General features: G+C 72.9%; 17 protein-coding genes and 1 pseudogene. 10 read left to right on the top strand and 8 right to left on the bottom strand.

Translation table 11 applies throughout. The features are described from left to right. The 3 genes from E4P39_RS19415 to E4P39_RS19405 are packed head-to-tail and all read right to left on the bottom strand — an operon-like array spanning position 1 to position 2,918. The gene (locus tag E4P39_RS19415) at positions 1–1,371 is read right to left on the bottom strand and encodes an FGGY family carbohydrate kinase (protein WP_135138237.1); all 1,371 of its coding nucleotides are present in this window, start codon (positions 1,369–1,371) and stop codon (positions 1–3) included. Positions 1,372–1,383: 12 nt separating this feature from the next. Continuing rightward, positions 1,384–1,908 carry an XdhC family protein gene (locus tag E4P39_RS19410; RefSeq protein WP_135138236.1) on the bottom strand — a complete coding sequence of 175 codons (525 nt, stop codon included), beginning with the start codon at positions 1,906–1,908 and terminating at the stop codon, positions 1,384–1,386. After that, positions 1,905–2,918: an aldo/keto reductase gene (locus tag E4P39_RS19405; protein ID WP_135138235.1), complete on the bottom strand. Its 1,014-nt coding sequence runs from the start codon at positions 2,916–2,918 to the stop codon at positions 1,905–1,907. The genes E4P39_RS19410 and E4P39_RS19405 overlap by 4 nt, the downstream gene beginning before the upstream one ends. A 98-nt stretch (positions 2,919–3,016) precedes the next feature. On the opposite strand from E4P39_RS19405, the gene E4P39_RS19400 reads away from it, so the two are divergent. The 4 genes and pseudogenes from E4P39_RS19400 to nhaA form a co-directional block, all read left to right on the top strand. Next, positions 3,017–4,399 (top strand): cystathionine beta-synthase, encoded by a 1,383-nt coding sequence (locus E4P39_RS19400; RefSeq protein WP_135138234.1) that lies wholly within the window; start codon positions 3,017–3,019, stop codon positions 4,397–4,399. After that, positions 4,396–5,547, top strand: coding sequence for a cystathionine gamma-synthase (locus E4P39_RS19395; RefSeq protein ID WP_135138233.1), 1,152 nt, complete (start codon positions 4,396–4,398; stop codon positions 5,545–5,547). Before E4P39_RS19400 ends, E4P39_RS19395 begins: the two co-directional genes overlap by 4 nt. Positions 5,548–5,868: 321 nt before the next feature. After that, positions 5,869–6,387, top strand: coding sequence for a VOC family protein (locus tag E4P39_RS19385; protein ID WP_135138231.1), 519 nt, complete (start codon positions 5,869–5,871; stop codon positions 6,385–6,387). Between the two features lie 55 nt (positions 6,388–6,442). Next, a pseudogene (gene nhaA, locus E4P39_RS19380) lies at positions 6,443–7,621 on the top strand (Na+/H+ antiporter NhaA); the annotation flags it as partial. Between the two features lie 24 nt (positions 7,622–7,645). Here the strand turns inward: nhaA and E4P39_RS23045 are convergent. The 5 genes from E4P39_RS23045 to E4P39_RS19360 all read right to left on the bottom strand — a co-directional run bounded on the left by E4P39_RS23045 (position 7,646) and on the right by E4P39_RS19360 (position 10,834). Then, positions 7,646–8,278, bottom strand: coding sequence for a DsbA family protein (locus tag E4P39_RS23045; RefSeq protein ID WP_245159966.1), 633 nt, complete (start codon positions 8,276–8,278; stop codon positions 7,646–7,648). Further along, a complete protein-coding gene (locus E4P39_RS19370; protein WP_135138229.1) occupies positions 8,275–8,565 on the bottom strand; it encodes a GNAT family N-acetyltransferase in 291 nt (96 codons plus the stop codon). The genes E4P39_RS23045 and E4P39_RS19370 overlap by 4 nt, the downstream gene beginning before the upstream one ends. A 76-nt stretch (positions 8,566–8,641) precedes the next feature. Next, a complete protein-coding gene (locus E4P39_RS19365) occupies positions 8,642–9,412 on the bottom strand; it encodes an alpha/beta fold hydrolase (protein ID WP_167761983.1) in 771 nt (256 codons plus the stop codon). Continuing rightward, positions 9,390–10,019, bottom strand: coding sequence for a hypothetical protein (locus E4P39_RS22460; protein ID WP_167761981.1), 630 nt, complete (start codon positions 10,017–10,019; stop codon positions 9,390–9,392). Before E4P39_RS22460 ends, E4P39_RS19365 begins: the two co-directional genes overlap by 23 nt. A 59-nt stretch (positions 10,020–10,078) precedes the next feature. Continuing rightward, positions 10,079–10,834 (bottom strand): DUF4389 domain-containing protein, encoded by a 756-nt coding sequence (locus E4P39_RS19360; RefSeq protein WP_135138227.1) that lies wholly within the window; start codon positions 10,832–10,834, stop codon positions 10,079–10,081. A gap of 422 nt (positions 10,835–11,256) precedes the next feature. Between E4P39_RS19360 and E4P39_RS19355 the strand changes: the two genes are divergently transcribed. The 6 genes from E4P39_RS19355 to E4P39_RS19330 all read left to right on the top strand — a co-directional run bounded on the left by E4P39_RS19355 (position 11,257) and on the right by E4P39_RS19330 (position 19,761). Then, on the top strand, positions 11,257–11,868 hold the full coding sequence (locus E4P39_RS19355; protein WP_167761979.1) for a TetR/AcrR family transcriptional regulator: 612 nt from the start codon (positions 11,257–11,259) through the stop codon (positions 11,866–11,868). A 292-nt stretch (positions 11,869–12,160) separates the two neighbouring features. Beyond that, positions 12,161–14,698 (top strand): DUF4118 domain-containing protein, encoded by a 2,538-nt coding sequence (locus E4P39_RS19350; RefSeq protein ID WP_135138225.1) that lies wholly within the window; start codon positions 12,161–12,163, stop codon positions 14,696–14,698. After that, positions 14,695–15,369 carry a response regulator transcription factor gene (locus E4P39_RS19345; RefSeq protein WP_135138224.1) on the top strand — a complete coding sequence of 225 codons (675 nt, stop codon included), beginning with the start codon at positions 14,695–14,697 and terminating at the stop codon, positions 15,367–15,369. Before E4P39_RS19350 ends, E4P39_RS19345 begins: the two co-directional genes overlap by 4 nt. A gap of 517 nt (positions 15,370–15,886) precedes the next feature. After that, positions 15,887–17,704: an amino acid transporter gene (locus tag E4P39_RS19340; RefSeq protein ID WP_245159965.1), complete on the top strand. Its 1,818-nt coding sequence runs from the start codon at positions 15,887–15,889 to the stop codon at positions 17,702–17,704. 31 nt (positions 17,705–17,735) lie between these two features. Continuing rightward, positions 17,736–19,106: a potassium transporter TrkG gene (locus tag E4P39_RS19335; protein ID WP_348633826.1), complete on the top strand. Its 1,371-nt coding sequence runs from the start codon at positions 17,736–17,738 to the stop codon at positions 19,104–19,106. Continuing rightward, the gene (locus tag E4P39_RS19330; protein ID WP_135138221.1) at positions 19,099–19,761 is read left to right on the top strand and encodes a TrkA family potassium uptake protein; all 663 of its coding nucleotides are present in this window, start codon (positions 19,099–19,101) and stop codon (positions 19,759–19,761) included. Before E4P39_RS19335 ends, E4P39_RS19330 begins: the two co-directional genes overlap by 8 nt. The last annotated feature ends 23 nt before the right edge of the window (positions 19,762–19,784 follow it).

Genomic DNA, 19,784 nt, shown 5'->3' with positions numbered 1-19,784 from the left:
CTAGCGCCAGCGCTCCAAGGCGTCGTCCAGCCCGGCGCCCGGTCGCGGTTCCAGGAGCGGGCCCAGGTCCCGCTGTGGGCGGACGTCGAGACCGATCCCGCGACCGGCCAGCACCGCCGCCCCGACCGCCGAGGCGCTGCGCTGCCGCAGGTGCCGGACGGGTCGCCGCAGCACGTCGGCGAGCAACTGCTGGACGACGGCGGAGCGCGCGCCACCGCCGGTGAGAACCACGGGCCCGCCGTCGTCGGGCGCCTCCAGCAGGCCGACCGCCGCGCCGACGGCGAAGACCACTCCCTCCACGGCGGCGCGGGCGAGGTCGGCGCGGGTGGTCCCGGGCTGCAGGCCGGTCCACCCACCCCGGTCCGCGGGTCCGGCCACGCCGCCGCGCTCCCCGGCGAGGAACGGCCGGAAGGCCACTCCCCCGGCGCCCGGCGGAACCGCCGCAGCCGCCTCGAACAGCTCGCCCCACGACAGGCCGAGCACGCCGCGGACCCACGCCCACGCCGAGCCGCCGTTCTGCAGGGCGGCCATGGCGTACCACCCGTCCTCGACGTCGGCGTAGCAGTGCACGACCGGGTCCTCGACCGGCCGCGGCGGCGCGCCGGGGCGCAGCACCTGGACGCCGGTGCCGACGTTGACGAGCAGGCCGGCCGCCGAGCCCGCCGCGAGCAGCGCCAGCGGGGTGTCGGCGCCGCCGACCACCACGGGGACGTCGCGGCTCGTGCCGACGACCTCGGCAGCGGGCCGGATCTCCGGCAGCAGCTCCGGAGGGATGCCGGCCGCGGCGACCGCGGCCGGCGACCACCCGTCTACGGAGACGTCCCACAGCAGGGTCGCGGACGCGTCGCTCCGGTCGGTGATCCCCGGACCGGAACCCGGCACGAGCGCCGCCCGGAGGGCGTCCTTCGGCAGGAGGACCGCCGCGGCCCGGGCGAGGGTGGCCGGCTCGGAGCGGACCAGCCACGCCAGCATCGGGCCGGTCATCCCCGCGACCAGCGGATTGGCCAGCGCGGCACGGTCGGCGGCCCCGAGCGTCCGCCATCGCGCGAGTTCCCCCGCGGCCCGGCCGTCCGGCCACAGCAGTGCCGGCCGCAGCGCGGCGCCGCGCGCGTCCACGAGGACGGCGCCGTGCATCTGGCCCGACAGCCCCAGCGCCCGCACGCGACGGCCGCTCAGCGCCGGTGCGACCGCGGTGAAGGTCTCCTCGAGCGCCGTCCGCCAGGTACCGACGTCGCTCTCGGCCCACCCCGGTTGCGGTCGGGCCGGCTCGTAGGCCGCCTCCGCCTCGGCGACCGTCGTCCCCGCCTCGTCGAGGGCGACCAGCTTGAGACCGCTGGTGCCCAGGTCGGCGCCGAGCAGCAGATCGGACACCGGCGCCCTGCGTCAGCGCGCGTGCGCGAAGCCGCCGGTGCGGCCGTTGCGGTCGGCCAGCAGCCCGGCGAGCGTGGAGACGGCGATCTCCGCCGGGGCGCGGGAGCCGATGTCCAGACCGATCGGCCGCTGCACCCGGGCGATCTCCTCGGCGGGCACCCCCAGCGCGGTCAGCGCCGCGACGTGCGGTCCCTCGTGCCGCGGGTTGCCCATCACGCCGACCCAGCGGGCGGGGCGGGCCAGCGCGTCCCGCAGCAGCTCGCCCAGCTCGTCGCGGTGGTGGTCGGTGACGACGACGTCCGCGAACCCGCCCGCCAGCTCGTCCGCGAGGTCGTCGAAGCTCCGGACCGCGGCCTGACCGGCGGGCACCCGTGCGGCGTCGGGCTCCACCAGCGCGGTGCGGAAGCCGAGGTCGGCGCCGTAGCGGAGCAGGAACGCCGACACCGGCGAGGCGAAGACGGCGACCAGCAGGCGGTCCGCCGGACCGTCGGCCGGGCCGTCCCCGTGCGCGACGCCGCAGTTCGGATCGGCACTCATGCGACCTTCTCGGGGCTCTCGCCGTAGCCGGGCGTGGAGTTGCGGTAGCGGCCACCGGCGGCGACGCCGGGCGGGGCGATCGCCTCGAGGCGTGCCAGGTCGTCGTCCGAGAGCTCGATCGCGGCCGCCGCGACGTTGTCCTCGAGGTAGGACCGGCGCTTGGTGCCCGGGATCGGGACGACGTCCGGACCCTTGGCGAGCACCCAGGCCAACGCCAGCTGGGCGGCGGTCACACCCTTGTCCTCGGCCATCTCGCGCACGGCCGCCACGAGCCGCAGGTTCGCCGGCAGCGTGTCGGCCTGGAAGCGGGGGTGGGTGTAGCGGAAGTCGTCCTCGGGCAGCTGGTCGCGGCTGGTGATCGAGCCGGTCAGGAAGCCGCGCCCGAGGGGGCTGTAGGGGACGATGCCGATCCCGAGCTCGCGGGCGACCCCTAGCACCTCCTCCTCGAGGTCACGGGTCCACAGCGACCACTCGCTCTGCAGGGCCGTGATCGGGTGCACGGCCGCCGCCCGGCGCAGCGAGCCGGCGCTGGCCTCGGACATGCCGAGGTGGCGCACCTTGCCCTGCTGCACGAGCTCGGCCATCGCACCGATCGTCTCCTCGATCGGCACCGTCGGGTCGACCCGGTGCTGGTAGTACAGGTCGACGTGGTCGACGCGCAGCCGGCGCAGGCTGGCGTCGATGCACTGCCGCACGTACTCGGGCCGGCCGTCGATCTTGTTCGCTCCGCCCTCCGGACGGCGGGACATCGCGAACTTCGTCGCCAGCACGACCTCGTCCCGCCGGCCCGCGATGGCCTCGCCGACGAGTTCCTCGTTGTGCCCGCTGCCGTACAGGTCGGCGGTGTCGAGCAGCGTGACGCCGAGGTCGAGCGCGCGGTGGATCGTCGCGATCGACTCGTCGCGGTCGGCCGGGCCGTAGGACTGGCTCATCCCCATGCAGCCCAGCCCGAGTGCGGAGACGGTCAGACCGTCGCGGCCCAGCGTTCGGGTTCCCACCGGTGAGGTCATGCCCGCATCCTTCCCCGCCGTGATCCGCGGCCGCCAGACGGTCCATCTGATGGGATGGCGGTACGACACCGATGGTCGGTGGCGTGCGAGGAGGCCCCGTGCAGTACGCCGAGTCCGTCGTCGACCTGGTCGGCAACACCCCGCTCGTGCGGCTCACCTCGGTGACCCGCGACCTCGGCCCCGACGCGCCGCTCGTGCTCGCCAAGCTGGAGTACCTCAACCCCGGTGGCTCGGTGAAGGACCGCATCGCCGTGCGCATGGTCGACGCCGCGGAGGCCAGCGGCGCGCTGCAGCCAGGCGGCACCATCGTGGAGCCGACCAGCGGGAACACCGGGATCGGGCTCGCGCTGGTCGCCCAGCAGCGGGGGTACAAGTGCATCTTCGTCTGCCCCGACAAGGTCGGTCTGGAGAAGATCAACGTGCTGCGGGCCTACGGCGCGGAGGTCGCCGTCTGTCCCACCGCCGTCGACCCCGCCGATCCACGCTCCTACTACTCGGTGTCCGACCGCCTGGCGCGGGAGACCCCGGGCGGGTGGAAGCCCGACCAGTACTCGAACCCGGCGAACCCGCAGTCGCACTACGAGACGACCGGCCCGGAGGTGTGGGCCCAGACCGACGGCCGGATCACCACGTTCGTGACCGGCATGGGCACCGGCGGCACGATCAGCGGCATCGGCCGCTACCTGAAGGAGGCCTCCGGGGGGAAGGTCCGCATCGTCGGGGCCGACCCCGAGGGCTCGGTGTACTCCGGTGGCACCGGCCGGCCCTACCTCGTCGAGGGCGTGGGCGAGGACTTCTGGCCGTCCACGTACGACCGCGAGATCGCGGACGAGATCATCCCCGTGTCCGACGGCGACTCCTTCGCCATGACCCGGCGGCTGGCCCGCGAGGAGGGCCTGCTGGTCGGCGGCTCCTGCGGCATGGCGGTGGTCGCGGCGCTGCGGACGGCGGAGGAGCTCACGAAGGACGACGTCGTGGTCGTGCTGCTCCCCGACGGCGGGCGCGGCTACCTGAACAAGATCTTCAGCGACAAGTGGATGGCCGACTACGGCTTCCTCGAGTCGGCGACCGGCGAGACCGTCGGCGAGCTGCTGCACACCAAGAGCGGGGAGACGCCGACGCTCGTGCACACCCACCCGAACGAGACGGTCCGTGAGGCGATCGACATCCTCCGCGAGTACGGCGTCAGCCAGCTGCCGGTCGTCCGGGCCGAGCCGCCGGTGACCGCGGGCGAGGTGGTCGGCGCCGTCGACGAGAAGGTGCTGCTCGATGCGCTGTTCGCGCGCCGCGCCACCCTCGCCGACCGGGTCGAGAAGCACATGTCCGCGCCGCTGCCGATCATCGGCTCGGGCGAGCCGGTGAGCGCCGCCGTCACCGCGCTCGGGGCGGCCGACGCGCTGCTCGTGCACGTCGACGGCAAGCCGGCCGGCGTGGTCACCCGCCAGGACGTGCTGGGCCACCTCGCGGGGGTGACCCGATGAAGGACTCGCTGCCCGGCTTCAACACCCGCGCCATCCACGCGGGGCAGGAGCCCGACGCCGCGACCGGCGCCGTGATCGTGCCGGTGCACCTGACCACCACCTACAAGCAGGACGGCGTCGGCGGGCTGCGCGGCGGCTACGAGTACAGCCGCAGCGCCAACCCGACCCGGACCGCGCTGCAGGAGGCGCTGGCCGCGCTCGAGCAGGGCACCACCGGCATGGCGTTCGCCTCGGGCCTGGCCGCCGAGGACACGCTGCTGCGCACGGTGTGCGAGCCCGGCTCGCACATCGTCCTGGGCGGGGACGCCTACGGCGGGACCTTCCGGCTCATCTCGCGGGTGCTGTCCCGCTGGGGCATCGAGCACACCCCGGCCGACCTCAACGACGCCGACGCCCTGCGGGCCGCCGTCCGGCCGACCACCCGGGTGATCTGGTGCGAGACGCCGACCAACCCGCTGCTGAACATCGCCGACATCGCACTCACCGCCGAGGTGGCGCACGACGCCGGGGCCCTGCTGGTCGTCGACAACACCTTCGCCTCGCCCTACCTGCAGCAGCCGCTGACCCTGGGCGCCGACGTCGTCGTCCACTCGACGACGAAGTACCTCGGCGGACACTCGGACGTCGTCGGCGGCGCACTGGTGGTGGCGGACGCGGAGCTCGGCGAGCGGCTGGCCTACCACCAGAACGCGATGGGCGCCGTCGCCGGCCCGTTCGACGCGTGGCTGGTCCTGCGCGGCCTCAAGACCCTCGGCGTGCGCATGGACCGGCACCAGGACAACGCCGCCCGGATCGTCGACTTCCTGGAGGGGCACCCCGCGGTCGCCCGGGTGCTGTACCCGGGGCTGCCGGACCACCCCGGCCACGGCATCGCCGCCCGCCAGATGTCGGGGTTCGGCGGGATGATCTCGTTCCGCCTCGCCGCTGGCGAGGAGGCCGCCCTCAAGGTCTGCGAGCGGGCGCAGCTGTTCACCCTCGCCGAGTCCCTCGGCGGGGTCGAGTCGCTGATCGAGCACCCCGGCCGGATGACCCACGCCAGCGCCGCCGGCTCGCCGCTCGAGGTGCCCGGCGACCTGGTGCGGCTGTCGGTCGGGATCGAGGACGTCGAGGACCTGCTCGCCGACCTGGACCAGGCAATGACACTGTGATCCTCCGGATCGCACCCCGGTCACGTGCCGTCCCCCTTTTCCCGTTGAGCCGCTGCATCCCGCCTGCGCGGAGCCCACTCTGTGCGACCACCTGCGACAGCACCGACCTCATCGCGACCGGAGCGATGTTGCCGGCCCGGGACGTCGGCGATCTGGTGGTGGCGCCCTTCATGGGGGCCTACACCAGCGTGACGGCCTGCGAGTTCAACGGCCTCCCCAAGGCGACCGTGGTCGTCGTCTGAGCCCCAGAACTCCCGCGGGAAGCATGGGCCGGGCACCAGGGTTGTCGCCAGGAGCCGGACCCAGCGAGAGGATCCCCCCGTGAGCACCACCGAGAGCACGACCGACAGCCCCGACCTCGCCGCGATCGAGGCCGAGCGGGAGCGGATCCGGCAGGCGCACCTCAGGCCCGCGGGCGAGCGCCCCGAGTCCACCGCTCGCGGCCTGCACCACACGGCGCTGATCAGCAGCGACGTCGAGCGGACGGTGCGCTTCTACCAGGATGTCCTGGGCTTCCCGCTCACCGAGCTCATCGAGAACCGCGACTACCCGGGGTCCTCGCATTTCTTCTTCGACATCGGCAACGGCAACCTGCTGGCCTTCTTCGACTTCCCCGGGCTCGACGTCGGCCCGTACGCCGAGGTGCTCGGCGGGCTGCACCACATGGCGATCAGCGTCGCCCCGGACCGCTGGGAGAAGCTGGTCGAGCGGCTGACCGAGGCCGGGGTGGCGCACGAGGTGCACAGCGGCGTCTCGGTCTACTTCACGGACCCCGACGGCGCCCGCATCGAGCTGATCGCCGATCCGCTCGGCGAGATGTACGGCCACCACGTCCTCTGAGGCGCGCCCACACGTGACCCAGCCTCCCCGCCCCGGGCCGGCGCCGCGGGTGTCGATGCCGACGCTCTCGCCGTCCTCCCGGCTCTACATGGGCACCGAGGCGGGCGGCTCGGCGCTGCTCCTGGCCGCTACCCTCCTCGCCCTGGCCTGGGCGAACTCGCCCTGGGCGGACGGCTACGACTCGTTCTGGTCGACTACCGCGTCCATCGGCATCGGCGACCTGGCGCTGTCGCTGGACCTGCGGCACTGGGTGAACGACGCCGCCATGGCGCTGTTCTTCCTGGTGGTGGGGCTGGAGGTCACCCGCGAGGTCACCACCGGCGAGCTGCGCGACCGGCGCAACGTCGCCGCCCCTGCCCTGGGTGCGCTCGGCGGTCTCGTCGTGCCCGCCCTGATCTACCTGGCCGTCAACCCCTCGGGCCCGGCCAGCGCCGGCTGGGGCATCGTCATGTCGACCGACACCGCGTTCGTCCTCGGCGTGCTGGCGCTGTTCGGACCGCGCTGCCCCGACCGGATGCGGCTGTTCCTGCTGACGCTCGCGATCGTCGACGACATCGGCGCGATCTCGGTGATGGCGCTGTTCTACAGCGGCGAGCTGCACGTGCCCGCGCTGCTGGTCTCGGCGGCGCTGATCGCCGTCCTCCTGGGCCTGAGGTGGGCCGGGGTCTGGCGGCTGACGCCCTACGTGCTGACCGGGATCGCACTCTGGCTGGCGGTGCACGAGTCAGGTGTCCACGGCACCCTCGCCGGCGTCGTCCTCGGTCTGCTGCTGCCGGCGCGGCCGGCGGACCCCGAGGACGTCGAGCGCACCCGCACCTACGGGCGGGCGCTGCGCGAGCAGCCGGACGCCGAGCGCGCCCGGCTGGCCGGCCTCGCCGTGGCCGCGACCGTGCCGGCCAACGCCCGGCTGCTGCACGCGCTGCACCGGTGGACCGCCTACGCCGTCGTCCCGGTGTTCGGGCTGGCCAACGCGGGGGTCGCGCTGGGCGCCGAGAGCCTGCGGGCGGCGCTGACCTCCCCGGTCACCATCGGCGTCTGCGTGGCCCTGGTGGTCGGCAACGCGGTCGGGATCACGGCCGGCGCCGCCCTGGCGCTGCGCACCGGATGGGGCGTGCTGCCCGGCGGCGTGCGCTGGTCGCACCTGATGGCCGGCGCCACGCTGGCCGGCATCGGCTTCACGATCTCGCTGTTCATCGCCGACCTCGCGTTCGGCGACGGCGCGCTCAAGGACCAAGCGACGATCGGCATCCTCGCCGGATCAGTGCTCGCGGCGCTCCTCGGCGTCGTCCTCCTCCGGGTGCTCGGCGAGCGGTTCCCGCTCTGCACGCCGGACGCCGAGGGACCACCGACGCTGCCGCCGCTGCCCTGGGTGGACCCCGCCGTCCGCGCCTGAGCCGTTGAGGCCGGCGGCCCGGCGCAGCGCGGCCAGCTCCACGCGACCGGCGAAGAGCTCGCCGTCGACGACGACCGTCGGGGTGCCGGCCACCTCGTCCTCCAGGCCGGCGGCGAAGTCGGCCGCCACCTTGGCGGCGAACTGCTGGGCGGCCTCGCCGACGACCCGGCCGGCGTCCAGACCCAGCTCCTCGGCGTAGGCCCGCAGCGCGACGTCACTGAGCCGGTCCTGCCGGGCGAAGAGCAGGTCGTGCATCGGCCAGAACGCGCCCTGCGCACCGGCTGCCTCGGCGGCCAGCGCGGCGGTGAGCGCGTGCGGATGGTTGTCGGCCAGCGGGAAGTGCCGGAACACCAGCTTCACCCGGCCCTGCGACTCCTCGACGAGCTGGCGCAGCACCGGCGCGGCGGCCGCGCAGTACGGGCACTCGAAGTCGCCGTACTGGAGCACGGTGACCGGTGCGTCGGGGTTGCCCAGCACGTGCTCGACGGGGTCGCTCACCGGTCGGTGGTGACGACGAGGTCGGCGTACTCGGGGTGCCGGTCGATCCAGCCGCGCACGAACGGGCAGCGCGGGACGACCGAGCCCCCACGGGCGCGGACGTCGTCCAGCGCGGCGCGCACCAGGGTGCCGCCCAGGCCGGACCGACCCGCGTCGGGGTCGACCTCGGTGTGGGTGAAGACGACGGTGTCGCCGCGGCGCTCGTACGCGGCGACGCCGAGCACGCGCTCGCCGTCGCGGATCTCGAAGCGGTCGGCTTCCGGGACGTCCCGGACGGTGGGCTCCATGCCGACGCTCAACCCCGTGGGTCCGGCCGCTGTTCCGGGGCACTCCATGGATCGCGACCGGAAACCAGCCCGGGGATCAGTCGGTCGGGAGTGGGTCACCGGAGCGCACGGCGTCGAGGACGTCGGCGATAGCGCGTGCGGAGGCCTCGGCGCCTCGCTCGTCGTCCAGGAGGCCGGCGTGCGTCGCGTCCGCGACCCGGTGGCTGGTGTCGGTGGACAGTGCGGCCATGCGGTCCTGGGCGGCCGACCATCCGTCGAGCGTCTGCATCGACTCGCTGGCGCTGAGGACGACGAGCGGCGTGCTGCCGAGGGTGGTGAGCGCCTGGGCCTGGCTGAACACCGCGGGCATGGCGGCCGCCTCGTCGGCCATGTTCTGGAAGCCGCGGGGGCTGCTGCCGAAGGCCCGGACCTGCCCTCCGGCCGGCTCGGGAAGGCCGGACGTGGACGGGACGAGCTGCCCGATGCCGAGTCGGGCGAGACCGGGCAGCACGGCGAGCTCGGCGGGGGCGCTCGGCTCGGTCTCGCCGTCGGCGGCCGTCGCCCGGTAGGGGTCGGAAGCGTCCAGCAGGACCGCTCCTGCGACCTGCTCGGGATAGCGGGAGGCGTAGGTCATCGCGTAGCTGCCGCCGGACGAGTGTCCGACGAGCACGTACGGGCCGTCCTCACCGGCACGGTCGAGCAGCGTGTGCAGGTCGGCCGCGGCCCGCAGGCCGTCCTGGATCTGCGGTGCGTCCTCGCTCCAGCCCTGCCCGGCACGGTCGTAGGCGCACACCCGGGTGGTGCCTGCGACGGCCGGGACGATGCGAGCCCAGGACGCCGAGAACTCACCGAGCCCGCTCAGCAGCACGACGGTCGGGCCGCCGGAGCCGGTGCAGCTGAGGTGCAGCTCGTAGCCGCCGACGTTCGTAGGACTGCCCGGGCATGGGGTAGCGGCGCTCGTCGGCAGCGAGCGCGACCGTCTCGACCGCGCCGCCCACCGCGGCGGCGGCCATGACGGTCACGACCGGGTACAGCAACCAGCGGCCGCTGCCAGCGGCCAGCGAACGGCGCACGCGGACCCCCATCCAGATCGCGAGCGCGAACAGGGCCGGTGGCCACACCCAGCCGGCGGCGGTCAGCGCACCGTCGTCCGGGGCGAGGGCCAGCAGCCCCAGCCCGGTCGCGGCCAGTCCGGCCGCCGGGACCAGGGCCCAGCGCTGGGGCTGGCCGGTCATCCGGATCGAGAGCACCGCCAGCATCGCCCAGCCGACCGCGAAACCCAGCAGCGCCGACCCGGTGACGGCGTGCTCGCCGGCCCCGGCGAACACGAGGATGAGGACGGCGGCAGCCACCGGCCCCGTCACCAGCGCTCCGGCGATGACGAGGCGGATGGCCCCGATGCGGGATCCGCGCCCGGCGCTGCCGGGGCCGGCGGAGATCTGCGGTCGTTCGGTGGGGTGCGCGGAGGTCGTCATGACGGGCCGGCTTCCGTGAGAGGGGTGGCTCCCGGTGGCGGAGCGTCAGTGGGGGCTGGTCAGCGCACGGGGGCGGCCGGGGTCGGCGGCGCGGTCGGCGTCCCGACCGGCGGCGGTCCGACGGGCCCGACGGGGAACGAGCCGGGGTCGGTGCCGCCCATGTCGAGCCGGAAGGGTGGGTAGCGGTCGGTCATCAGCGCCGTGTAGGCCGCCACCCGCAGTGCCCAGCGGTCCATCCCCAGGACGAAGTCGTACAGCGGGCGGGGATAGCGGCCGGTGAACAGCAGTACGACCGCGGCGATCAGGACGAGCAGGCCGACCAGGCCGCCGCCGGCGCTCCAGCCGTTGTCCCACCCGTTGTCGGTTCCGCCGCGGGTGCCCAGCCACAGTCCGCCACCGACGAAGACCGCCAGCACGAGATAGTGCGGAATCGCCAGGAGCCACTTCACGAAGATCAGTCCGCGGGAGAGCCGTTCCGGGTAGGCGACGTCCAGATGCGCCGGGTAGTCCGGCACCTCGGCGAGGGAGAACGGCGGGTAGCGGTCGGTGCCGTTCGCCCCGTAGCCGTAGTAGTGCACCCGCCAGGACCAGCGGAGCACGCCGACGTTGAAGTCGAACAGTGACCGGGGGTAGCTGCCGGTGAAGAGGATCGCGAAGAACGCGATCAGGCCGACGACCACGAAGGCCACCCACAGGAACACGAGCACGACGAGGTGCGGGATCAGCAGCAGCCACTTGATGAGCCACAGCGCACGGGAAGGGGCGTCCATCGACGCGTCCACGCGGACCGGGTAGGGCGTTCGGTTCTCCGTCACGTCTTCTCCTCACAGGCAGGTGCCGTTCCCCCGTGATGTGCGCGGGCCACCGGGGCTCGCTGACCCCGTGCGACTGGCATTGCTGCGCGGTGCGGCTCCCGAGCGTGTGATCCGGGCCCGAGCCGTTCGGCGCCCGCACCGTCTCAGCGGGAGTGCTCGATATCCGCCGGCTGCCGGATCGTGCTGAGCAGACACCCGCCCGGGTCGGGAGGTCGGCGGTACGCCGGGCGCCCGGGACGCCGCGCCTCCCTGAGTGTCGCGAGCCGGCCCGTGGCTGAGGCGGCTGCGCTGACCGCACCGTAGACCCGCGATCGGTCGTTCCACAACCACCAGTTGCGTAATGCCGTCAACGCGTTGACCCTCTGATGAGGGCGTCGCTGCTTCCTCGCAGCACGTTTCGCGACGAAGGGTTGTCGATCAGCATGAGCGTCGTCCAGGACCCATCGGCGCCCGGCCCCGGACGGCCACGAGACCCCACCCTCGACGCCCGCATCCTCGAGCAGGTCCTCGCCCTGCTCGCCTCGCGCGGCTACGCCGGCCTGACCCTCGACGAGCTGGCCGCACGCAGCGGCGTGGCCAAGACGACGATCCTTCGCCGGTGGCCGTCGAAGGCCGCGGTCGCCGCGGCGGGAGTCGAGCGGCTGGCCCTGCAGAGCGTCGACGTGCCGGACTCCGGCACCTTGCGCGGTGACCTGCACGCGCTGCTGCACGGCGCTGCGGAGACCTTCGCGCGCGGTAGTGGCCAGTTCGTCCCCCGGCTCCTGCGCGAGGCCGGGCACCACCCCGAGATCAACGATCTGCTGTTCACCGTCATCCACACCCGCCGACAGGCCTACCGGAGGGTCCTGGCGCTCGCGATCGCCCGGGGCGAGCTCTCCCCGACGGTCGACCAGGAACTGCTCATCGACCTGCTCATCGGCCCGATCTGGACACGGCTGCTGATCACCCGCGACCCCATCACCCGCGGCTACGTCGACTCCGTCGTCGACGCCACGCTCATCGCCTTCGACGTTCCGTCAGGTACAGCATCCTGACGACGCAGAGCGCAAGAGCCGCATCCGGCGACGCCACCGCCCGATGCTGCGGTCGATCGAACGCAGAACACCGGCGACGGCAGGGACGACGTCGGGCCCGATCGCTCGGGACCTCGCCGCGGCGACGCGGGTGACCGCACACCTGGCCGGCGCCTCCCGGGCCGTGCAGCGGCTCCTCGACGCGCCGGCACGACTGGCGGCACCACAGAAACCCCAGCCGGACACCGTCACCCGACAACGCGGCCTGCCGCTGCCGCGGCGCGTCGGGCCCCCTCGGGTCGATCATGGACGCATGCCCCGCGGGATCCTGCGCATCTATCTCGGCGCCGCCCCTGGTGTCGGGAAGACCTACGCCATGCTGGGTGAGGCGCACCGGCGACTGTCCCGGGGGACCGACGTGGTGGTCGGGCTGGTCGATCCCCACGGCCGTGCCCACACCCTCGAACAGCTGGCTGGCCTGGAGATACTCCCCCGCGATGCGGTCACCCGCGATGGAGCCTCGGTGACGGAGCTTGACGTCGGCGGGGTGCTCGCCCGCCGCCCCGAGGTCGTCGTCATCGACGAGCTCGCCCACGCCAACGCTCCCGGTCGCCGCCACGCCAAGCGGTGGGAGGACATCGCAGAGGTGCTGGACGCCGGCATCAGCGTGCTCACCACGGTGAACGTGCACCAGCTGGAAAGCCTCAGCGACGTCGTCGAACAGATCACCGGTGTACCGCCGCGGGAGACGGTGCCCGACGCGGTCGTTCGCCGGGCCGACCAGATCGAGCTGGTCGACATGTCACCCGAGGCACTGCGCCGCCGCCTGGCCCACGGCAACGTCTACCCCGCCGAGGAGATCGACGCAGCGACGCGGAACTACTTCCGCATCGGCAACCTCACCGCACTGCGTGAGCTGGCCCTGCTGTGGCTGGCCGACCAGGTCGACGAAGGTCTTCGGCGGTACAGGACCGAGCACGCCATCGACCACATCTGGGAGGCGCGGGAGCGCGTGGTGGTGGCCCTGACGGGGGGCGCAGAGAGCGACACCCTGATCCGGCGCGGCGCGAGGATCGCCTCCCGCTCCGCCCGCGGCAGCGAGATCGACCTCCTCGCGGTGCACGTGCTGGCCGCGAACGCGCCGGACGGGGCGTCGACCACCGCGCTGCAGCGGCAGCGGCAGCTGGTGGAGAGCCTGGGGGGCAGCTTCCACCAGGTGGTCGGGACCGACATCCCGCAGGCGTTGTTGGAGTTCGCGCGGACCGTGGCGGCCACGCAGCTGGTGATCGGCACCAGCCGGCGCTCCCGGTTGGCCCGAGCGCTGCGCGCGGGAATCGGCGCGGAAGTGGTGGCGCGCTCAGGTGAGATCGACGTGCACATCGTCACGCATGCAGCCGCAGGCGGGCATGGGCTTCGGCTGCCGCCGCTGACGGGGGCTCTCGATCCCCGCCGCCGGTGGTTGGGGCTGGGCCTGACGGTCGTGGGAATCCCGGCGCTCACAGCGGCGTGCCTGGCCGCCTCCGGCGCTCTCTCGCTGGCCGGGCTGATGCTCGTGTTCCTGCTGCTGGTGCTCGCCGTCGCACTGGTCGGCGGCTTGTGGCCGGCCCTGATTGCCGCAGTTGTCAGCGGGCTGTCGGTGAACTGGTTCTTCACCCCACCCACCGGCCGGCTGCACGTGGACCGCGTCGACAACCTGATCGCGCTCGGCGCCTATCTGCTCACCGCGATCGCGGTGGCCACCGTCGTGGACCGGTCTGCTCGCCGAGCCGCCGACGCCGCCCGGTCCCGCGCAGAGACGGCGATGCTCGCCTCGCTGTCCAGATCGGTGCTCGCGGGCGACCACGGGCTGCCCAGGCTGCTGGAGCAGATCCGGGAGGCGTTCGGCCTGACATCCGTGTCCATGGTGGAGCGCACCGAGACCGGTCAGCGAACAGTCGTCTCGTGCGGCGATCCCACCACCGAGACGACCGACGAGGTCGCCATCACCGACGCCCTGGCGCTGCGACTGTGCGGGCGCCCGCTGTCCGCGAGCGACCGCCGGGTGCTCGTCGCCTTCGCCGAGCAGGCCGCGGTCGCCCTCCAGCAAGGCCGGCTCGCGGCACAGGCCGCCGAGGCCGCGCGGCTGGCCGCCGCCAACAGCATGCGGACCGCGCTGCTCGCGGCGGTCAGTCACGACCTGCGGACACCGCTGGCCGGCATCAAGGCGGCGTCCTCAGCGCTCCGATCATCGGACCTGCAGCTGTCCGAGGCCGACCGGGCGGAACTGGTGGAGACGGTGGACGCCTCGGCCGACCGGCTCGCTGCGCTGGTGGACAACCTGCTGGACATGAGCCGGTTGCAGGCAGGCGCGGTCACTCCCGCGCTGAGCCCGTCGGACCTGCCCGAAGTCGTCGCCCGGGCGCTGACCTGGCTGGATCCCGACGAGCAGGACCGCGTGCACCTGCACTGGTCGGACGACCTGCCCACCGCGACCGCGGACCCCGGTCTGCTCGAGCGCGTGGTCGCCAACCTGGTCTGCAACGCGGCACGGCACGCACCGACCGGGCCGATCTCGCTGTCGGCCGGGCCCGTAGGCGGCCATGTCGAGCTGCGGGTGGCCGACCGGGGACCGGGGATTCCCCTCGCCGACCGCGAGCAGGTGTTCGTCGCCTTCCAGCGGCTGGGTGACTCACCGTCCGGTCAGGGAGTCGGGCTCGGTCTGGCTGTCGCTCGGGGACTGACCGAGGCGATGGGCGGCACCCTTACCGCCGAGGACACCCCGGGCGGCGGGGTCACGATGGTGGTGGCACTCACCGTGGCCGACGCCGCCTCGAGCGCCGTTCCGGCGACGGTCACCGCGGCAGCACGATGAGCCGGGTGCTCGTGATCGACGACGATCCGCAGCTGTTGCGCGCGCTGCGGATCACGCTGCGCGCTGCCGGACACGAGGTGGACACCGCCCCCGATGGGCGGACCGCATTGCACCAGGCCGCCGCGCTGCCCCCAGACCTCATCCTGCTGGACCTCGGACTCCCCGACCTCGACGGCACCGAGGTGCTCGCCGGCCTCCGGCCCTCCTACACCGGTCCCGTGCTGGTGCTCTCCGCCCGCGCTGACAGCCAGGACAAAGTGCGCGCACTGGACGCCGGTGCCGACGACTACGTGACCAAGCCGTGCGACATGAGCGAGCTGCTCGCCCGGCTCCGCGCCGCGCTCCGCCGCGGGCCCAGCGAAGCGACCGACTCGATCGTCACGACGGACCACTTCACCGTCGACCTGACCGCCCGTCAGGTCACCGTCGGCGGTGCCCCGGTCCGCCTGACCCCGACCGAGTGGGCACTTCTGGACGCGCTGGTCCGCCATCCAGGGAGGTTGATCGGCCAGCGACAGTTGCTGCGTTCGGTGTGGGGCCCTGCCTACGAGAAAGAGACCCACTATCTGCGCGTCTACCTCGTCCAACTGCGACGCAAGCTGGAACCGGACCCTGCCCACCCGCGCTACCTACGGACGGAGCCGGGGATGGGATACCGCTTCACCCCCTGAGGCCGACGGGACGAGCGACGGCTGCAGCGCCCAGCCGCGGTGCGGTGAGACCCACGCGAACGGCCGGCCCGGCTCCTCCCGCAAGAACACGATCCGGTGCCGTCGGGGTGACTCACCGGCGCTAAGAAGTCGTCAAGATCCGGCCTGCCCGCAGCTTTCCCGGCCCTCGGGCGCGCATCGTGAGCCGGGTCTGCCTACGACGGCCCGCGTCTGCCGGTGACCGTGCGGACATGCACGGCGGGCCATGTCGGCCAGCGGTGTCGTGGCGATCGACGAGCAGCGGAGGGGTTTGACGGTGGACGCGCCCGGCTCTGCCCCACGCACCGATGACGGTCCTCACGGCCACGGGACCCAGCACACGGCGTCGTCCGAGTTGGCCGTCCCTGCGCGCGTGCCCAGCCCGAGCAGACGTAGCGAACCGTCCGGCCGGTTGGCCCGCTGGCTGTTGGAGCACCGGGTAGCGCCGGAGGGGCCGGCCGCGGCCGCAGGACACGGGAAGGGCCACCCCTGGTGGCAGGTGCTCTGCTTGACCGGCGTCGACTACTTCTCGACGCTGTCCTACCTTCCCGGCATCGCGGCGCTCGCCGCCGGGGCGCTCTCGCCGTTGGCCACACTGCTGATCGTGGCCCTCACCCTGCTCGGCGTGCTGCCGATGTACCGGCGGGTGGCGAAGGAGAGTCCCAACGGGCAGGGCTCGGTGGCGATGCTGGAGCGGCTGCTGCCGTTCTGGAAGGGCAAGATCTTCGTCCTGGTCCTGCTCGGCTTCGTGGCCACCTCGTGGATCATCACGATCACACTCTCGGCGGCCGACGCGTCGGTCCACGTTCTCGAGAACCCGTTCTTCCCGGACTTCCTGGAGGGTCATGCCGTTGCGCTGACCGTCGGGCTGCTGCTGGTCCTGGGCGGCGTGTTCCTGCTCGGCTTCAGCGAGGCCGTGGTCGTCGCCATCCCGCTCGTGGGCGCCTTCCTGGCACTCAACGCGGTGGTCGTCGCTGTCGGGATCGGTGACCTCCTCGCCGACCCGGGCGCGCTGTCGGACTGGACCGACCGGCTCACCTCCGGCGGCGGGCTGGGAGGCGTGATCGGCCCCGCGGTCGCCGCCTTCCCCCTGCTCGTGCTGGGGCTGTCCGGCTTCGAGACCGGCGTCAGCATGATGCCGCTGGTCTCCGCAGACGGCCGCACGCCCGAGGAGCGCCTCGCCGCCCGGATCCGCAACACCCGCGCACTGCTCACCGCCGCGGCGCTGATCATGAGCGTCTACCTGATCGCCACCAGCTTCGTCACCACCGTTCTCATCCCGCCGGCCGAGTTCGAGGAGGGCGGCGCGGCCAACGGCCGGGCGATGGCCTACCTCGCCCACGAACGCATCGGCGAGGGATTCGGCACCGCCTACGACATCAGCAGCGTGCTGATCCTGTGGTTCGCCGGCGCGTCGGCCATGGCCGGCCTGATCAACATCGTGCCGCGGTACCTGCCCGGCTACGGCATGGCTCCGGAATGGAGCCGCGCCGTACGCCCCGTCGTCCTCGTCTACACGGCCGTCAGCATCGTCATCACGATCGCATTCGGCGCCGACGTCAACGCCCAGGCCGGCGCCTACGCCACCGGCATCCTGGCGATGATGGTCTCCGGTGCCGTCGCGGTCACCATCTCCGCCATGCGCCGACGGCGACGGCCCGCCTCGATCGGCTTCGGCGTGCTGACCCTGATACTGCTGTACGCACTGAGCGCCAATGTCATCGAGAAGCCCGACGGCCTCACCATCTCGATGTTCTTCATCCTCGGAATCGTGGTCATCTCCCTGATCTCGCGGGTCACCCGCACCACGGAGCTCCGGGCAGACCACATCGAGTTCGACGACACCGCCCGCCGGTTCGTCACCGACTCCCTCGAGCACGACGGGCAGCTGCACCTGGTCGCCAATCGCCGTCAGGTCGGGGACCGCGCGGAGTACGACGACAAGGAGGCGACCCAGCGCGAGATGAACCCCGTCCCGTGGGCGGCCGACGTCCTCTTCCTGGAGATCGACGTGGTGGACCCGTCGGAGTTCAGTGGGGCGCTGTGCGTCCGCGGTGTCGAGATCGACGGGCACCGGGTGTTGCGCGCGGACGCCCCGGCCGCCCCCAACGCGATCGCGGCAATCCTGCTGGCACTCCAGGAAGCGACGGGGGTGCGACCGCACTGCTACTTCGAGTGGTCTGAAGGCAACCCCGTCGGGCACCTGTTCCGCTATCTGCTGCTGGGCCGCGGCGACACCCCACCGGTCGTGCGCGAGGTCATCCGCGAGGTCGAGCCGGACCCTGCGTGCCGTCCCGGCATTCACGTGGGCGGCTGAGCGTGTTCCGCAGGCCACGCGCGGGACCGCGGTGACCCAGGCGCTGCACCGTCGAGACAGCCGATCCCGCACCGCCAGGGGCTTTCGGCACCCGGGGCGGGTGATCGCCGCCGCGTTCGCCGCGGCGGTCGCGATCGGCACCGGGCTGCTGTCCCTGCCGATCGCCACGGCCGGCCCCGGACGAGCCGACTTCCTGACCGCGTTGTTCCACGCCACGTCGTCGGTCTGCGTCACCGGGCTGGTGACCGTGGACACCGGCACCTACTGGTCGGGGTTCGGGCAGGCCGTGATCCTGCTCTGCATCCAGGTCGGCGGGCTGGGCATCATGACGTTGGCCACCCTGCTGGCGCTGCTGCTCTCGCGGCGGCTGGGTCTGCGGGCGCGCCTGATCGCGCAGGCGGAGACGAAGGCACTGTCCCCCTCGGACGTCCGCCGGGTCGTCGGTCGTGTCGTGATGTTCAGCCTGGCCACCGAAGCGGTGATCGCGACGGTGCTGGCGGTCCGCTTCGCGCTCGCCTACCACGATTCACTGTCGGCCGCGCTCTACGACGGCGTGTTCCACTCCGTCTCGGCCTTCAACAACGCCGGGTTCTCCCCGTACAGGGACAACCTCATCGGGTTCGCCGGCGATCCATGGATCAGCCTGCCGATCGCCGCGGCGGTCATCGTCGGCGGGCTGGGGTTCCCGGTGGTGTTCGAACTGGCCCGCAACTGGCGGCGGCCGAAGACGTGGTCGGTCCTGACCCGCATCACCGTCGTCGTCACCGTCGTCCTGCTCCTGCTCGGCTGGGCCGGGATGCTGGTGTTCGAGGGACGCAACCCCGACACGCTCGGTGGGCTGGGGACTGGGGACCGCCTGCTGGCGGCCTTCGTCGCCGGGGTCATGCCCCGCACCGCCGGCTTCAACAACCTCGACATCGCCGCATTCGCGCCGGAGACGCTGCTGTTCACCGACGCCCTCATGTTCATCGGCGGCGGCTCCGCCGGCACCGCCGGCGGCATCAAGGTCACCACCTTCGGATTGCTGGCCTACGTGCTTTGGGCGGAGATGCGCGGTGACCCCGACGTCGAGGTGGGCCGCCGCCGGGTGCCGGGCACCAACCAGCGTCAGGCGCTGGCCATCGCGCTGCTCGGCATCGGCCTGGTCGCCGTCGCCACGTTCCTGATGGAGGCGCTCAGCGACTTCAGCCTGGACCAGGTGCTGTTCGAGGTGATCTCCGCGTTCGCCACCGTCGGGCTGTCCACCGGCATCACCGCCGACCTGCCGACAACTGCGCAAGTTCTGTTGGTGCTGCTCATGTACATCGGCCGGATCGGGCCGCTCACCCTGGCGTCGGGGCTGGCGCTGCGCGAGCGCGCTCGCCGCCACCAGCTCCCCGAGGAGAGGACCATCGTTGGCTAGCCACAAGGAACCCGTCGCCGTGATCGGCCTCGGCCGGTTCGGCACCGCGCTCGCCCTGGAACTGGCCCGCGGCGGCACCGAGGTGCTCGCCGTCGACAGCCGCCCCGACATCGTTCAGCGGCTCTCCGGACAGCTCGGCCAGATCGTCGTCGCCGACTCCACCGACCCCGACGCGCTGCGCGAAATCGGCATCGGCGACTTCAACCGGGCCGTGGTCGCGATCGGCAACGACCTGGAGGCCAGCATTCTCACCACCGCGCTGCTGGCCGAGCTGGAGATCCGCGACATCTGGGCCAAGGCCGTCAGCCGCCAGCAGGCCAGCATCCTCGAACGCGTGGGCGCTCACCACGTCGTCTTCCCCGAGCAGGACATGGGGGAACGGATCGCCCACCTGGTCTCCGGAAGGCTGCTGGACTGGGTGGAGCTCGATCCGCAGTGGGTGTTCGCGAAGACCAAGCCGCCGAAGGAGCTCGTCGGCGTGCCGCTGGGTGAGTCCGGCCTGCGCAAGAAGCACCACGTCACCGTGGTCTCGGTCAAGCCGGAGAACCAGACGTCGTACTCACATGCCGGGTACGAGACGGTCCTCTCCTACGGGGCCGAGATCGTGATCGCCGGCCGCCCCGCCGACGTCGAACGCTTCGTGGAGCTGCAGTGAACGACGTCCTCGGGCGAGGTCGT

Origin of the sequence: Blastococcus sp. CT_GayMR19 (assembly GCF_004570385.1) — a bacterium.
Taxonomy (GTDB): Bacteria; Actinomycetota; Actinomycetes; order Mycobacteriales; family Geodermatophilaceae; genus Blastococcus_B.
Note: the sequence above shows the minus strand (reverse complement) of the source record. Positions and strands in the feature narration are given on the sequence as shown.

Bases quoted from the DNA above. Each gene is read 5' to 3' on its own strand.
- E4P39_RS19350 (WP_135138225.1), top strand. From the start codon at position 12,161: ATGCCCCGCGGGATCCTGCGCATCTATCTCGGCGCCGCCCCTGGTGTC.
- E4P39_RS19395 (WP_135138233.1), top strand. From the start codon at position 4,396: ATGAAGGACTCGCTGCCCGGCTTCAACACCCGCGCCATCCACGCGGGG.
- E4P39_RS19370 (WP_135138229.1), bottom strand. From the start codon at position 8,565: ATGGAGCCCACCGTCCGGGACGTCCCGGAAGCCGACCGCTTCGAGATC.
- E4P39_RS19355 (WP_167761979.1), top strand. From the start codon at position 11,257: ATGAGCGTCGTCCAGGACCCATCGGCGCCCGGCCCCGGACGGCCACGA.
- E4P39_RS22460 (WP_167761981.1), bottom strand. From the start codon at position 10,019: ATGACGACCTCCGCGCACCCCACCGAACGACCGCAGATCTCCGCCGGC.
- E4P39_RS19345 (WP_135138224.1), top strand. From the start codon at position 14,695: ATGAGCCGGGTGCTCGTGATCGACGACGATCCGCAGCTGTTGCGCGCG.
- E4P39_RS19405 (WP_135138235.1), bottom strand. From the start codon at position 2,918: ATGACCTCACCGGTGGGAACCCGAACGCTGGGCCGCGACGGTCTGACC.
- E4P39_RS19410 (WP_135138236.1), bottom strand. From the start codon at position 1,908: ATGAGTGCCGATCCGAACTGCGGCGTCGCGCACGGGGACGGCCCGGCC.